Annotated in this window: 14 protein-coding genes; 6 read left to right on the forward strand and 8 right to left on the reverse strand. The window is 58.8% G+C overall.

Going from position 1 to position 14,531, the window contains the following annotated elements; genetic code table 11:
- Positions 1–18: 18 nt before the first annotated feature.
- Entirely contained in the window at positions 19–915 is an 897-nt protein-coding gene (locus tag V6L81_RS15405) for a LysR substrate-binding domain-containing protein (RefSeq protein ID WP_338660117.1), read from the reverse strand.
- 156 nt (positions 916–1,071) lie between these two features.
- Here V6L81_RS15405 and V6L81_RS15410 point away from each other — a divergent pair, with 156 nt between their 5' ends.
- Entirely contained in the window at positions 1,072–2,373 is a 1,302-nt protein-coding gene (locus tag V6L81_RS15410) for an FAD-binding oxidoreductase (protein ID WP_095023383.1), read from the forward strand.
- A 50-nt stretch (positions 2,374–2,423) separates the two neighbouring features.
- Positions 2,424–3,512 carry a polyamine ABC transporter substrate-binding protein gene (locus V6L81_RS15415; protein ID WP_095023382.1) on the forward strand — a complete coding sequence of 363 codons (1,089 nt, stop codon included), beginning with the start codon at positions 2,424–2,426 and terminating at the stop codon, positions 3,510–3,512.
- A gap of 3 nt (positions 3,513–3,515) precedes the next feature.
- On the opposite strand, the gene V6L81_RS15420 is transcribed toward V6L81_RS15415, so the two are convergent.
- Together V6L81_RS15420 and xerC are read right to left on the reverse strand one after the other, a co-directional pair.
- Positions 3,516–3,713: a PLDc N-terminal domain-containing protein gene (locus V6L81_RS15420; protein WP_095000205.1), complete on the reverse strand. Its 198-nt coding sequence runs from the start codon at positions 3,711–3,713 to the stop codon at positions 3,516–3,518.
- An 83-nt stretch (positions 3,714–3,796) separates the two neighbouring features.
- Entirely contained in the window at positions 3,797–4,765 is a 969-nt protein-coding gene (gene xerC / locus V6L81_RS15425) for a tyrosine recombinase XerC (protein WP_178110299.1), read from the reverse strand.
- 269 nt (positions 4,766–5,034) lie between these two features.
- Here xerC and V6L81_RS15430 point away from each other — a divergent pair, with 269 nt between their 5' ends.
- Positions 5,035–5,511, forward strand: a complete 477-nt coding sequence (locus tag V6L81_RS15430) for a hemerythrin domain-containing protein (protein WP_095019143.1) — start codon at positions 5,035–5,037, stop codon at positions 5,509–5,511.
- 21 nt (positions 5,512–5,532) lie between these two features.
- On the opposite strand, the gene V6L81_RS15435 is transcribed toward V6L81_RS15430, so the two are convergent.
- Complete coding sequence (locus V6L81_RS15435; protein WP_095000204.1) at positions 5,533–6,171, reverse strand: LysE family translocator; 639 nt, start codon at positions 6,169–6,171, stop codon at positions 5,533–5,535.
- Positions 6,172–6,300: 129 nt separating this feature from the next.
- Between V6L81_RS15435 and V6L81_RS15440 the strand changes: the two genes are divergently transcribed.
- Entirely contained in the window at positions 6,301–7,704 is a 1,404-nt protein-coding gene (locus V6L81_RS15440) for a PLP-dependent aminotransferase family protein (RefSeq protein ID WP_095019911.1), read from the forward strand.
- Here V6L81_RS15440 and V6L81_RS15445 read toward each other — a convergent pair.
- On the reverse strand, positions 7,691–8,326 hold the full coding sequence (locus V6L81_RS15445) for a response regulator transcription factor (RefSeq protein ID WP_296300995.1): 636 nt from the start codon (positions 8,324–8,326) through the stop codon (positions 7,691–7,693). The genes V6L81_RS15440 and V6L81_RS15445 overlap by 14 nt on opposite strands.
- Before the next feature lie 2 nt (positions 8,327–8,328).
- A complete protein-coding gene (locus V6L81_RS15450; RefSeq protein ID WP_095026232.1) occupies positions 8,329–10,134 on the reverse strand; it encodes a PAS domain S-box protein in 1,806 nt (601 codons plus the stop codon).
- A 180-nt stretch (positions 10,135–10,314) separates the two neighbouring features.
- Here V6L81_RS15450 and V6L81_RS15455 point away from each other — a divergent pair, with 180 nt between their 5' ends.
- Positions 10,315–11,937 (forward strand): acyl-CoA synthetase, encoded by a 1,623-nt coding sequence (locus V6L81_RS15455; protein WP_095000200.1) that lies wholly within the window; start codon positions 10,315–10,317, stop codon positions 11,935–11,937.
- Positions 11,938–12,076: 139 nt separating this feature from the next.
- Positions 12,077–13,849, forward strand: coding sequence for an acyl-CoA dehydrogenase C-terminal domain-containing protein (locus V6L81_RS15460; protein ID WP_095026231.1), 1,773 nt, complete (start codon positions 12,077–12,079; stop codon positions 13,847–13,849).
- Between the two features lie 66 nt (positions 13,850–13,915).
- Here V6L81_RS15460 and V6L81_RS15465 read toward each other — a convergent pair whose 3' ends face one another.
- Both V6L81_RS15465 and V6L81_RS15470 read right to left on the reverse strand, forming a co-directional pair.
- Positions 13,916–14,212 (reverse strand): putative quinol monooxygenase, encoded by a 297-nt coding sequence (locus tag V6L81_RS15465; protein ID WP_095026230.1) that lies wholly within the window; start codon positions 14,210–14,212, stop codon positions 13,916–13,918.
- Positions 14,213–14,238: 26 nt separating this feature from the next.
- Positions 14,239–14,475 (reverse strand): YdcH family protein, encoded by a 237-nt coding sequence (locus V6L81_RS15470; protein ID WP_095000197.1) that lies wholly within the window; start codon positions 14,473–14,475, stop codon positions 14,239–14,241.
- Positions 14,476–14,531: the final 56 nt, after the last annotated feature.

Genomic DNA, 14,531 nt, shown 5'->3' on the forward strand with positions numbered 1-14,531 from the left:
GCGGACTTATTACAAAATTTAACAAGTTCTCCCTCCTCCGCCTTGCTCGACCTGACTGGCGAACCATTGCAGCACCGCCGGACACGCCGGATGCAAGTCTGCAGCAAGTTGCAGGCACAACGAATAGTTACCACCGGTTTTCAACGGCTCACCAAACGGAATCACCAGTGCCCCGCGTTGAATGGACTCCGCCGCCAGGGTCATGTCCGTGACCGCCACCCCCAAGCCACGCGCGGCAGCATCGAGGGCCAGCTCATCGAGATTGAACGGGATATGCCGATAGCTGTGCAGCGGCTTGCCGTCATTGGCGGCTAGCCAGTCGTGCCAGGCTTGCTGGTCGGCCGAGCGATGCAACAGCGCAAAGCGCAGCAGATCTTCCATCGACGCCAGCGGCCCCAGGCTGGGTGCACACACTGGCACCAGAGCCTCATCGAATAAAGCCATGCAGGCCGGGTCAGTGGAGGGTCGGGGCAAGTACAGGATGTAGGCATCGCTGTCGCTGGCCGGTTCGACAACCTCGGTGGCGACCGTTTCAATCGACAAGGCTATGTCCGGGTGCTGCAAGTAAAAGTCACTGAGTTTGGGCAGTAACCAGCGCACGGCCAGCGATACATGCATGCGGATACGGAACGGTCGCTTTTGCGGCGACAAACGATCTTCCAGCAGCTTTAACTGTTCAAGAATGCCGCGGGCACTGGCCAGCACCTGTTCGCCTTCGACGGTCATGCGCACGCTGCGACTGGTTCTGACAAACAACGTCACACCAAAGTGAGCTTCCAGTTGCTGGATTTTCCGGCTGATAGCGCTTTGGGTCAGACACAGCGTTTGCGCCGCCTGGGTGAAGCTGCCCGATTCAGCCACCTCCACCAGTGCCTGCAAACCCTGCAACGAGGGTACGTGACGAACCTTATCCATGTTTTTTTTGCATCAATCAATGAATTAATAGCGTTGGTTATATCACTTGGTACCGCCTAAATTCCATTCATAACCAGCGCCAGCAACGGCCAGCCATGCAATTAGCGCATGTATTCAAAGGCCGGGCAGCCCCCTGACCGGCAAATGAGGTGAAACGTGAAGAATGAATGTGGCTGGATTGCCCTGGCAGGAAGCTCCCCCCTCCGTGATCACCTCAAAGGCATCGAGAAAGCCGACTGGTTGATTATCGGTGCGGGCATTACCGGCCTCAGTGCGGCCCATTCCCTGGCGCAATTGCACCCGCAAGCTCGCATTCTGATTGTCGACAGGCAACGTGCAGCCCAAGGGGCATCAGCACGCAACTCCGGTTACGCGGTGGCCCATGAAAACCCGGCGGATGACGAGCTGATCGGCAAGGGTGGATTTGCCGGCTATGCCGTGGACTCGACAATCGGCCAGGCGGCCGGTGATGAAGTGCGCATGCGCATTGCGCGCCACGGCATCGACTGCGAGTACCGGGATTCGGGTTACTACTTCGCCGTCAACGACCCGGGCAAATTGACCCAGGTTGAGGCCAAGCTCAAAACCCTGCATGCAGTCGGCGCATCTGCACACTTTCTGGAAGGCGCGCAACTGGCGCAGACACTCGGCACCCGCCATTACCAGGCGGCCATCTGGTGCGGCAATGGCAATGCGTTGTTGCAGCCGGCGAAATACGTCAAGGGTCTGCTGGATGCCTTGCCGGCCAATGTCAGCCTTTTTGAAAACACCGACATCATCGGGCTTGAACGCCTGAGTGGCGGACGCATTCGGGCCAAGGGTATCCAGGGCAGCATTGAAGCCGCACAGGTACTGGTATGCCTGAATGCCTTTATCCCCCGCGCCGGGATCGACAACAGCGCAACCTTCCCGATGGAGCTCAGCGCCAGCCTCACCCGCCCCCTGAGCGACAAGGAGTATCAGGCCATCGGCAGTGTCGAGCCCTGGGGCGTACTGTCGACGAGGCCGCTGGGCGCCACGGTGCGACTGACTCCGGATCGGCGGGTAATGATCCGCAATACCGCGGAATACCGTACGCGCGATTTGTCCGGCAGTGACTTGTCACTGCGTCGAAAACACCATGCACTGGGCCTGCAACGTCGCTTCCCCGGGCTCGGTGAGCAAGACATCCGCTACACCTGGACCGGCCATCTGAGCGCTACCCGCAGTGGCCAGCCGTACTTTGCCAAGGTCGAGGAAGGCATCTATGCCGTGGCGGGCTGCAATGGCTCCGGGGTTGCCCGCGGCACGCTGTGGGGCCGTCTGCTCGCAGAGCTGGCCTGTGGCGCCAGCTCGCCCCTGCTGCAGTCGGTCATGGACAGAGCGCAGCCGGGCTGGTTGCCGCCACGGCCATTTTTTGACGTCGGTGCAGCGCTGCGCATGCGCATGGAAGCCCTCAGAGCCAAAACAGAAATCTGAACACCCTCACACCACAAAAGAATAAAAGCTCCTTGAAAAGGTGATTGAACATGAACATCAGCCCGGTTTCCCTTGCGGTCATGCTCGCCGCGTTTTCGGCCGTCAGCCACGCCGACGAGAGCGTGAATATTTCCAACTGGAACGGCTATATTGCCGACGACACCCTGACCACCTTCACCAAGGAAACAGGGATCAAGGCGACCTACGATATTCACGACAGCAATGAAGTGCTGGAATCCAAGTTGATGACCGGTAATACCGGCTATGACGTGGTCAGCCCTTCGAACCACTTTATGTCCCGCCTGATCAAGGCCGGTGCCATCCAGAAACTGGACAGGAGCCAGTTGCCAAACTGGAAGAACCTGGATCCGGTGTTAATGAACAAACTGGAAGCCAACGATCCCGGCAATCAGTACGGCTACCCCTACATGTGGGGCACGGCGGGGATCGGCTACAACGTCGAGAAGATCAAGGCGATTTTTGGTACCACGGATGTCACCCGCTCTTGGAGCCTGTTTTTCGATGAAAACAACATCAAAAAACTGAGCCAGTGCGGTGTGGCGATTATCGACAATCCGACGCAAGTGTTGCCGATCACTCTCAACTACCTGGGCTTGCCGCACCATAGTCATGAGCCTGAGGACTACAAGAAAGCCGAAGCGGCGCTGCTGAAAATACGACCTTATGTTCAGTATTTTCATGCATCCAAATACATCAGTGATCTGGCCAACGGCAATATCTGTGCGGTGATCGGCTTCAACGGTGATGTGGTACAGGCTGCGGCAAGTGCGCGGGAAGCCGGGAACGGGATCGACATTGCGTATTCGATCCCAAAGGAAGGTTCGACGTTATGGCTGGACATGGTGGTCATGCCCAAGAGCGCGCCCCATGAAAAAAATGCCTACACCTACATGAACTACCTGCTGACCCCGCAAGTGATTGCCACTATCAGCAACCATATCCACTACGCCAACCCCAACCAGGCGGCAGACCCGTACCTTGCGCCGGACGTGAAACAGGACCCGGCGATCTACCCGTCCAGTGAAGTGATCGACACCCTGTTCACCGTGGAAGACCTGCCGGCCAAAATCGCCCGTCTGAGCACCCGTTTGTGGACCAAGCTCAAGACCAATACGTGATATTCAATGGTGTGTGCTCGGCTGCCTTGGCCCGGCAACCAGCCACGCCAGCATGCCCAGCAACGGCGCGAAGATGATAATGGCAATCCACATCAGCCGGCTGCTTGACCGTGCCCCACTTTTCATCACCCCGCGGATTGCCCAGAGCTCCAGCAGCACCAGAATAATTGCCAGTACCACCCATATGGTTTCGATTTGCATGCGCGACCTCCTGTGGTTGTTAAACGTTAGGCGGGGAGATGGCGCGAGGGTTCATTAATTCTTAAAACCGCCAACCGTTGCGCTTACAACAGGAAGCGGTCGGTCACATTGCGCCGCTCGTTGTCATCGCGCACGTCATAGCTGACGGTGGTGGCAATGTTGGCGTGGTGCGCCAGCTTCTGTGCGATCGACACGTCGTACTCTTCAATCACCCGGGTAATGAACGAGCGACGAAAATCATGGGGCATGATGTCGACCCCTACCTGCCTGCCCCGCTGCTTGGCGATATAATAGATCGCATGTTTGGTCAGGCGATCACGAGTGATATGGTTGCCGCGGCGGATGCGATTGAACAAAAAGGTGTCATCACTGACCCCGTCCGGCAGGTTCGCCCGGCGGAACGCCAGCCACTCTTCCAGTTTTTCGAAAGCCCAGGCCGGTGCAAACTTGATCAGTTCCTTGTTGCCCTTGCCCAGCACCTGCAAGCTGCGCTGTTCTACATCGACCTGCCACAGGTCCATATTCACCGACTCGGACTTGCGCATCCCCGAGCCATACAGAATTGCGATGATCGCCGCGTCCCTGAGCCCTTGCGGACGGGGGTCTGCGGCACAGACGTCCATCAGCTCGCGAATCAGATTGCGCCGCAGGTTACGCCCCTTGACCAGCCGCGAACCGCCTCCCGCCTTGACTGCGCGTATCTTGAGCAAATGATCCTGAGTGATCAGGTTTTGTTGCCAGGCCTGATTCATCACGCCGCGAATGGCGTTGACATAGAGCGATGAGGTATTTGGCGCGTAACCGTCTTCACGCAACGCCGCCACCAGTGCGGTGATATGCCCCGGTTGCAGTTGATGCCAGGGGAATTCATCAATCGCCACGTCTTCAGCGCCCAGGCGGTCTGCCGCTTCCTGCAAGACATAACGCATGGTCTGGCGGCTGGACGGCGCCAGCCGCTGAAGATAAAGCGCCACAGGCGTTTGCACCGGGTTTAACACCAAGGAAGAAAGCGGCGGTAGCGGGGAGTCAATCGTAGACAAAACCAATCTCATTACAGGCAGAAACAGTTCGCAATATACCCCATGCGGCGGGGATTTCCGCGTTTAGCGCATTAACGCCAACCTACTCGCGAATTGCATGACCTGGGCGCGGCATACATGCATTCTGCACGAATAGAAACGTCAGCTTTGAAACTTAACTAATTGATTTTTATTAATTTTATATCGTCCGTTCAAGTTGGTACAGCTAATGCAATATTCACCCCTGAGGGTCGCATGCATAAAGGCCCATCCCTATCCGTGAAAGAGACAGGTGAGTGAATATGAATGCCATCGATTTGCTGTTGGAAGACCACAAACGAGTCAAGGCCATCTTGAGCCAGCTCAGCGACTCCACCGAGCGCGCCGTGAAAAAACGCACTGAACTGCTCAACAAACTGGAAATGGAAATTACTATCCACACCCGCCTTGAAGAGGAAATCCTCTACCCGGTCTTCAAGAAAGCCGGTGGTAAAGAGCAAGCCGTCATGTACCACGAAGCGAAGGAAGAACACCGTACTGTGGACTCCCTGGTATTGCCTGACCTTAAGAAAACTGCCCCCGATTCTCTGGAATTCTCCGGTCGTGCAAAGGTGGTCAAGGAACTCCTCGAGCACCATATCGAAGAGGAAGAAACCGAGATGTTTCCCCAGGCCCGCAAGTTGCTCGGTAAAGCGGTGCTCGATGAGCTGGGAAAACAGATGGAAGCGATGAAAGCCGAATACAAAAAGTCCCTGAACAGCAAGCCCCTGGCGGCGTGATGACACCAGCGCCCGGCAGGTTCAGCCCTGGGTAAAACCTCGCGCCAGCATCACTGCAACCCCTAGCAACATGCAGGCTGTAGCCCGTTGCAACAACACTTGTCGCGACGGGCTTTGCAGCACCCGGCGAATACGTTGACCGAAGTAACAATACAGGCAACCACTGGCAAACTGCAGCAGCAAAAAAGCCAGCCCCAGTACCGCCAGATCCAGCATTCGGGAATCACTGCCCTGCCCGGCGAACTGCGGGAATACGGCGCTGAACATGACGATGGTTTTCGGGTTGGAGAAACCGGTGAGCAGGCCCTTGCCAAAGCGCCCTGTAAAATCGTTGTGCAGTGTGTCGGGACTGTCCAGTTTCAACCCGGTGCTGGTCCACTGCCGGTACGCCAGGTACAGCAAGTACGTAACCCCCACATACTGGATCCCGCGACTGATTAACGGGTTGCCCTTGATCAGTTCGGCGAAGCCTACGGCAAATACAAGAATCGACACCAGATACGCTGCGCTGGCTCCCAGTTGTACCGGCATGGAACGCTTGAGCCCCTGCTGCATGCCGAACCCCATCAAGAGCAGGGTCATGGGCCCGGGGCTGAAGGTCATGGTGGCGCAAAACATCAGAAAATACAGAAATGAAGCGAGTGTCAGTTGCGTGGCCATGACGGTGGTTGAATCCAGAAATTACGGTCGCGCAGTCTAGGCAGGGCCTGCTGGCTATTGGCAGAGCAAGCACTGACAAACTTTACCGACCTTTACTGGTAGCATGACCGGTAAAGTACGAGGCCCTGCATGCACTTACCTACCGTTGCGTTTCAACCCGGCCTGTCCAAGGTCCAGCAGATTGTTGATGCCTTGAGCCAGGCCATTGATCAGGGTCTGCTCAACCCCGGCAGCAAACTGCCTTCGGCACGCGAGATGACTGCTCACTGGGGCGTCAGCAAATTCACCCTGATCGAAGCCCTGGATCGCTTGCGCGGGCAGGACAGAATCACATCCAGTCAGGGCCTGGGCTACTTTGTTGCGACGAAAACGCTGCAGAGCGGACGCGCCACTGCCCTTGACCTGCTGCCGCAAGACTTGCACAGCGTCTTGCGCCGCTCCCTGACCGGTGCCAGCGGTGCCCTGCGCCCCGGCAGCGGGCATTTACCGGAAAGCTGGCTGGAAGCCAGCGCCCTGCGTGGCAACATGCGCCAGCTCAGTCGCTCGCCAGCCCTGCGACTGACCGGTTATGGTGACCCGGCGGGCTATTTGCCGCTGCGTCAGGCCTTGCAGCAGAAACTGTTGAGCCAGGGCCTGAATGTGGGGGTCGAGCAGATCATCACCACGGCCAATACCGTGCTGGGGCTCGACATGCTGCTGCGCTTGCGCGTGCGCCCCGGCGATACCGTGCTGTTGGACATGCCCTGTTATTTCAATTTTCACGCCAACCTGGCCTTGCATGGCGTGCGCGTGATCACTGTGGAGCGCACTGCCCAAGGGCTGGACCTGCAAGCGCTGCAAACCCTGTTCAGCCAGCACCGGCCAACGCTTTACCTCACCACCGGGCTGCTGCATAACCCCACCGGGCACTCCTTCACACCCGGGCAGGCCTACGGACTGCTCGAGCTGGCCAAGCGTTATGAGTGCGCCATTATCGAAGATGATCTTTATGGCGACCTGCACCCAGAACCGCCCCCCCGACTGGTGGCGCTGGCAGGCGTGGAGCAAGTGACCTACCTGAGCGGTTTTTCGAAAACCCTCAGTGCCAACCTGCGGGTGAGCTTTGTCGTGGCCTCTGCGCAGATGGCCGCCGAGCTGACCCAGATGAAACTGATGTGCGGCGGGATTACTTCGGAAATGCTTGAGCAACTGGTGTGCTCGATGCTCAATGACGGCACTTATCACAAACACCGCAAGCGCGTGGTGCAAGGCCTGCAGGCCAGTGGTGCAAGGGTTTCGGGCTGGTTGCAGGGCCTGGGCTTCAGGTTGAGCGCGCCCTACGCCGGCGGCATGTTTATCTGGGCCACATTGCCTGCCGGGCTGGATGGCGAAACCCTCGCCCAGCAGGCGCTTGCCCGTGGCCTGGTGCTCGCGCCCGGGATCCTGTTCGGTTTTGATCCGCAACTGCGCCGCTGCATGCGCTTCAACGTCGCCCACACCGACACGCCTGCCGTCATGGCTGGCGTCGAGGCATTACTGGCTAACCCAACCTGAGCGGATCAACCAGCCCGGCAGCAATGGCCATGCCCACCAGATCGGGCAAATGCCGGGCCTGCATGCGCTTCATCACCCGGGAGCGATACAGGTCGATAGTCTTGGTACTCACCCCCAGCAGCGCGGCAATTTCACGGGTGGTGCAGCCCTTGACCAAAGGCATGAATACATCTTGCTCACGCGGTGTCAGGCTTTGCAGACGGGCCTCAAGTTCGGTCTGTTCCTGGCTGGCGCTTTGCTGCGCGGTATCGCCACTCAGGGCCTGCTGTACGCTGTCGAGCAACAACTGCTGGTTATAGGGCTTCTCGATAAAATCATGGGCACCGGCCTTGAAAGCCCGTACCACAATGGGCACATCGGCATGCCCGCTGACAAAGATCACCGGCATCCTGATCCCTCGTTCACGCAATGCCTGCTGAACATTCAGGCCGCCCATGGCCGGCATGCGGATATCCAGTACCACACAGGCACACAGGGTCGGGTCGCAAGCGTCAAGAAAGGCCTGCCCGCTTGTAAACGCCAGCGCATTGAGGCCCACGGACTCGAGCAACCAGACCGTCGAGTCGAGCATGCCCTGATCGTCATCCACCACATACACCACAGGCCGGGTTTGGGTTGTCATCGTTACTCTCTTGTCGTGTTGAGTGAAGCCATCAATGGCAGGCAGCAGCACATCAGCAAGCCGCTGGTTTGTGGTCGGGCATTGAGTTCACCGCCAAAGCCTTCGACGATGCTGCGGCTCATCGACAAACCCAGCCCGAGACCTTCTGCCTTGCTGGTGTAAAACGGTGTGAACAACTGCTCAAGCTCCCCGGCGCTTACCCCCGGCCCCTGATCCTGCACGCTGATTTGCAGGGTGGCGCCATCAAGGGTTTGAGCCTGCAGGATGATCCGCGAAAGCTGACCCGGTAATTGCTCGTTGTTGGCATCTATGGCATTGCGCAACAGGTTGAGCAGCACCTGCTCCAGCAACACCCGGTCGGCGTATACCCATGGCAGGGACTCCGGCAACTGCAGCTCGATAGTGACATTTCGTTCCCCGGCCTCCCAGGCACACAGGCTGACGGCCTGGCGCGCCACCTCACTGATATCCAGCGCTTGCAGGTTACGCCGCCCCTTGCGCAAAAAACCGCGCAGGCGCTTGATCACTTGCGCGGCGTGATTGGCATGCAGGTTGATCCGCTCCAGTCCCTGGGCCACACGCTCGACTGCGGCAGGATTACTGTCCAGGCTTTGCAGGTAACGTTGGCTGGCATTGGCGTAATTGACCACTGCCGCCAGCGGTTGATTGATTTCGTGGGCAATCCCCGATGCCAGTTCGCCCAGTGTGACCAGGCGCGCGGTATGGGCCATTTCATCCTGATGATGGCGCTGCTGGGCTTCGCGCAGTTCACGCTCGCGCATATCCCGTGCCACCAGCGAGAAAAACCGCTCTCCGGCAGTCGAGCGATGAGCCAGCAGCAGTAACGACACCGGCACCGAAGGCTCGCCATTCAAGGGCAACAAACGGGTCTCGTGACTCCACAAACCCTGCGCCTCTGCACTGTGCCAGCCGTTGCTCTCCAGGGTAGCCAAGACTTGCGCGGTCAAAAAATCAGCCAATGCGGGCATGCCTTCTGCGGGCAGCAGACCCAGCAGACGCCGTGCTGCCGGGTTGAGATACGACACCCCGCCAGCCGGGTCGATAAACAGCACCGGATCAGGGTTGGCTTCCACCACTTCAGCCAGACGCCGCTTGTTCTCTTCAGCCTGGACGCGGGCCGTGATATCCCGCGACACACTGACCACTTCGACGACCGCCCCGGTGTAGGTTTCACGAATTGCCCGGCTGGCTGTTTCAAACCAAAGGTAATGCCCTGCCTGATGGCGAATGCGGTAGGTCATGGTGTGATAGCCGTCGAGTTGCAGGGCATCACGGGCCTGACGCAGCGCCAGCTTCAGGTCGTGAGCATGAAACAGACGCTGGGCCAGGGTCCCGCGCAGCGTTTCGGGCCAGTAGCCAAGCAGGGTCCAGGACGCCGGCGAGGCATCCAGAAAACGCCCATCAGGCGTATGGCGCGAGATAAGGTCCGTGGTGTTTTCGGTAATCAGCCGGTACAGGCGTCGGGCTTTGGCCGCCTCTCGCCCGGCCAGCAGTTCTGTACTCGCTTCACGCCCGCGGGCCAGCACACACTGGCTGTCGGGGTCGGGAATAAGCGTCCAGAGCCAGACCTGCTGAGCACTTTGCGCCTCTACCTGCTCGATGGCTCTGCCCTGCTTGAGGCAGGCGCGGACCAGCTCCGGCAGATTGCCCGGCAACAGCGCGCGCGCCTGGCTCAACGCCTTGCCCGCCAGCAGGCGGATCAGTGCGTCGTTGGCTGCCAGCGCCAAGCCGTCTCTATCAAGCACTACAGAGGGTTGAGGGTCATGGGGAAGCAGCGCGATCGGCATTGGGCATCCAGGACTTGAGCGAATTTTTCTTTATATAGTACAACTACTATATTGCTTAGGTATTACTTCCATATCAAACCCGGAGTGAGCTATAAGTCAGACCGGACATAAAACTGACCCGCTCGCCATCGGCAGAGCAGGCAGCCATAGAGCTAACAATCAGCCACCGGAATGACCTTCATGTCGATTTTTGAGCACGGCCTTGAGCCGACTGCCGTAAACCATATTGCCCTGTCTCCGCTGAGTTTTATCGAACGTACAGCCAGCGTCTACCCCGATTACCCTGCCGTGATTCACGGCGCCATCCGCCGCACCTGGGCGCAGACCTACAGTCGTTGCCGCCGCCTGGCTTGTGCCCTGGCCGGGCGCGGGATTGGCCAGGGCGATACGGTAGCGGTGATGCTGCCCAATATCCCGGCGATGCTTGAAGCGCACTTTGCCGTGCCCATGATCGGCGCGGTGCTCAATGCCCTCAATGTTCGCCTCGATGCTGAAGCCATCGCCTTTATGCTCGCCCACGGCGAAGCCAAGGTACTGATTGCCGATCGCGAGTTCCATGACGTAGTGCATGCGGCCGTGGCCATGCTCGATCACCCCCCGCTGATCATTGATGTGGATGACCCCGAATACGGTGAAGGCCAGCCGGTCAGCCAGTTGGACTATGAAGCGCTGCTGGCCGAAGGCGATCCCGAGTTTGATTGGCAATGGCCCGCAGATGAATGGCAGGCCATTGCCCTCAATTACACCTCCGGCACCACCGGCAACCCCAAGGGCGTGGTGTATCACCATCGCGGTGCTTACCTCAATTCCCTAGGCAACCAGATGGTCTGGGCCATCGGCAATCACCCGGTGTATTTGTGGACCTTGCCGATGTTCCACTGTAACGGCTGGTGCTACCCATGGATCATCACCGCGCTGGCTGGCGTGCATGTGTTCCTGCGCCGGGTTGACCCGCAAAAGATCCTCACGTTGATTCGCGAGCATCAGGTCACCCATCTGTGTGGTGCACCGATTGTGCTCAACGCCCTGGTCAATATGCCCGAGTCCGCCAAGGCTGCCATCGACCACCCGGTGCATGCGATGGTCGCAGGCGCTGCGCCACCGGCCAAGGTGATTGGTGCCGTGGAAGAAATGGGCATCAAGGTCACCCACGTCTATGGCCTGACTGAGGTGTATGGTCCGGTGACGATTTGTGCCTGGCATGAAAAGTGGGATGCGCAGCCTCTGGCCGAACGCGCACAGATCAAGTCCCGCCAGGGCGTGCGCTACCCGACGCTGGAAGGCGTGATGGTGGCCGACCCGAAAACCCTGGTACCGACGCCCCGTGACGGCGAGACCATGGGCGAGATTTTCATGCGCGGCAATACGGTAATGAAGGGCTATCTGAAGAATCCCAGCGCCACGGCCGAAGCCTTCGAAGGCGGCTGGTTCCACACCGGTGACCTTGCCGTGTGCCACCCGGACGGCTACGTCGAAATTCGCGACCGGCTCAAGGACATTATCATTTCCGGTGGCGAGAACATTTCCACCATCGAGGTCGAGGGTGTGCTCTACCGACACCCGGGCGTCATGGAGGCGGCCGTGGTGGCGCGGCCCTGTGAAAAGTGGGGTGAAACGCCTTGCGCCTTTATCACTCTCAAGGCCGATCATCAGCAGGTGCGCGAGGCCGAGATCATTGCCTTTTGCCGCGATCACCTGGCCGGGTTCAAAGTGCCCCGTACGGTGGTGTTCACCCTGCTGCCCAAGACCTCCACGGGCAAGATCCAGAAGTTCGTGCTGCGTGATATGGCCAAAGCACTGTAACTGCCCCCTATAGACCCACTGTGGGAGCGAGCTTGCTCGCGAAGGTGTCGCTTCGGTTACCCAGACAGGCCGCGGCGCCCAAATCGCGAGCAAGCCCGCTCCCACAGAATGCCTTCAGCTGCAAAAAACGAGGTTTTTCATGCCTGAATTCAACGCCCCCCTGCGCGATATGCGCTTTGTCCTGCACGAAGTCTTCGAAGCCCCCGCACTCTGGGCCAGGCTGCCAGCCCTGGCCGACCACGTCGACGCCGATACCGCCGACGCCATACTTGAGGAAGCCGCCAAGGTCACCGGCCAACTGATCGCCCCGCTCAACCGCAGTGGCGACGAAGAAGGCGCACACTGGCTGGCGGGCCAGGTCACCACACCTGAAGGCTTCAAGTCAGCCTACAACACCTACATCGAAGGCGGCTGGGTAGGCCTGTCGGGCAATCCTGAATTTGGCGGCCTGGGCATGCCGAAAATGCTCGCCGTGCAATTTGAAGAAATGCTCTACGGCGCAAACTCCAGTTTTGCCCTTTATTCGGCGCTCACCAGCGGTGCTTGCCTTGCCATCGATGCCCACGCCAGCGAACCCCTCAAAAGCCGTTACCTGCCACCGATGTACGAAGGCCGCTGGGCCGGTTCCATGTGCCTGACCGAGGCCCATTCCGGCACCGATCTGGGGATTATCCGCACCCGCGCCGAACCGCAGTCTGACGGCAGTTTCAGCCTCACCGGCAGCAAGATATTCATCACCGGCGGCGATCAGGACCTGACCGCAAACATCATCCATCTGGTGCTGGCCAAGCTGCCGGATGCGCCAGCAGGGCCCAGGGGCATTTCGTTGTTTCTGGTTCCCAAGGTGCTGGTAAATGACGATGGCTCACTCGGACAAGGCAATGCGGTGAGCTGCGGCTCCATCGAGCACAAGATGGGGATCAAGGCTTCGGCAACCTGCGTGATCAACTTTGACGGCGCACAGGGATGGTTGATCGGTGAAGCCAACAAGGGCCTGGCCGCGATGTTTACCATGATGAACTACGAGCGTCTGTCGATCGGCATCCAGGGCATTGGCTGCGCCGAGGCCTCCTACCAGAATGCCCGCACCTATGCCCGCGAGCGCCTGCAAAGTCGTGCCCCGACCGGAGCCGTGGCACCGGAGAAGATTGCCGACCCGATTATCGTCCACCCCGATGTGCGACGCATGTTGCTGAGCATGAAGGCCATGACCGAAGGTGGACGGGCATTTGCCAGCTATGTTGGCCAACAACTGGATCTGGCCAAGTTCTCTACCGAGCCGCAGGAGCAGCAGCAAGCCACTGCGCTGGTAGCCTTGCTGACCCCAGTGGCCAAGGCCTTCTTTACCGATACCGGTTTTGACAGTTGCGTGCTGGGCCAGCAAGTCTTTGGTGGTCATGGCTATATCCGCGAATGGGGCCAGGAACAGCTGGTTCGCGATGTGCGCATTGCGCAGATTTATGAAGGCACCAACGGCATCCAGGCGCTGGATTTGCTGGGCCGAAAAGTGATCGCCAATGGCGGTGCAAGCCTGCGCCTGTTTACCACACACATCCGTGACTTCGCGACCCGGCCCGGCAAGCCTTATGCCAGCGAACTGCTGGACGCAGTGCAGCGTCTTGAGGATGTCAGTGACTGGCTGCAGGCACGGGCCAGGGCCAACCCCAATGAAACAGGCGCCGCCTGCGTCGAATATCTGCACCTGTTCGGTTATGTGGCGTATGCCTGGCTATGGGCACGCATGGCCGATGTGGCGCAGCGCTCGCGCAGTACCGACCCCGGGTTTTATGACACCAAGCTGGCGACCGCACAGTTCTATTTCTCCCGCTTGTTGCCTCGCACCCTGAGCCTGGAGCAAGGAATACGGGCTGGCAGCGAATCACTGTTCCAGATCGATGCCGCACATTTTTAAACGTCCGCCAATAAAAACGGCGGCCTGTTCAGGGCCGCCGCAGGCTGTTGCGCACTTGAACCGGGCCTAAACGCTCAGTTCGTCCAGCAACAACACTTCGCGATGCGCCAATAGATCGCCCACGGCCTGGGCCATCGCCTGGTAGTGCGGGGTGGTTTTATGATGCTCGATCGCCTCCATGTCCGCCCAACCTTCAATAAAGACAAAACGCTCGGGGTCGGTACGATCCACGTGCAAGTCATAGAAACGGCAGCCCGGTTCGGCCCGTGAGCCTTCGACACAGGCGCGCAGTGCCTGCTCGACAGTTTTGCCATAACCAGGCTTGGCACGCAATGTGGCAACAATTTTGATGATTCGGGACATATCTACTTCCTGCAGCTTGCGGTGACTTAAGCGCTGAGGATCTGCGCGATTTTATCCTTGATCTGCAAGCGCTGCTCCTTGAGCGTGCGCAGTACATCATCAGGGACGCCTATGGCGTCGTTGGCTTCAGCTTCAACGACCTCGGCATCTTTTTCGCCGTACTGTACAAACAGCTGATTCAGATGCGGGTTTTCGCTGCGAAACTTGCTGACGGCCTCTTTAGTGAGCCCCAAGTCCTGTAACAAGTCGTGCTTGACTGGCATATCTGCACCTCATGGCTATTTCAGTGGCAGGTTCAGGTTCTGAGGGCGAACCTGAT

Origin of the sequence: Pseudomonas bubulae (assembly GCF_037023725.1) — a bacterium.
GTDB classification, from domain to species: domain Bacteria; phylum Pseudomonadota; class Gammaproteobacteria; order Pseudomonadales; family Pseudomonadaceae; genus Aquipseudomonas; species Aquipseudomonas bubulae.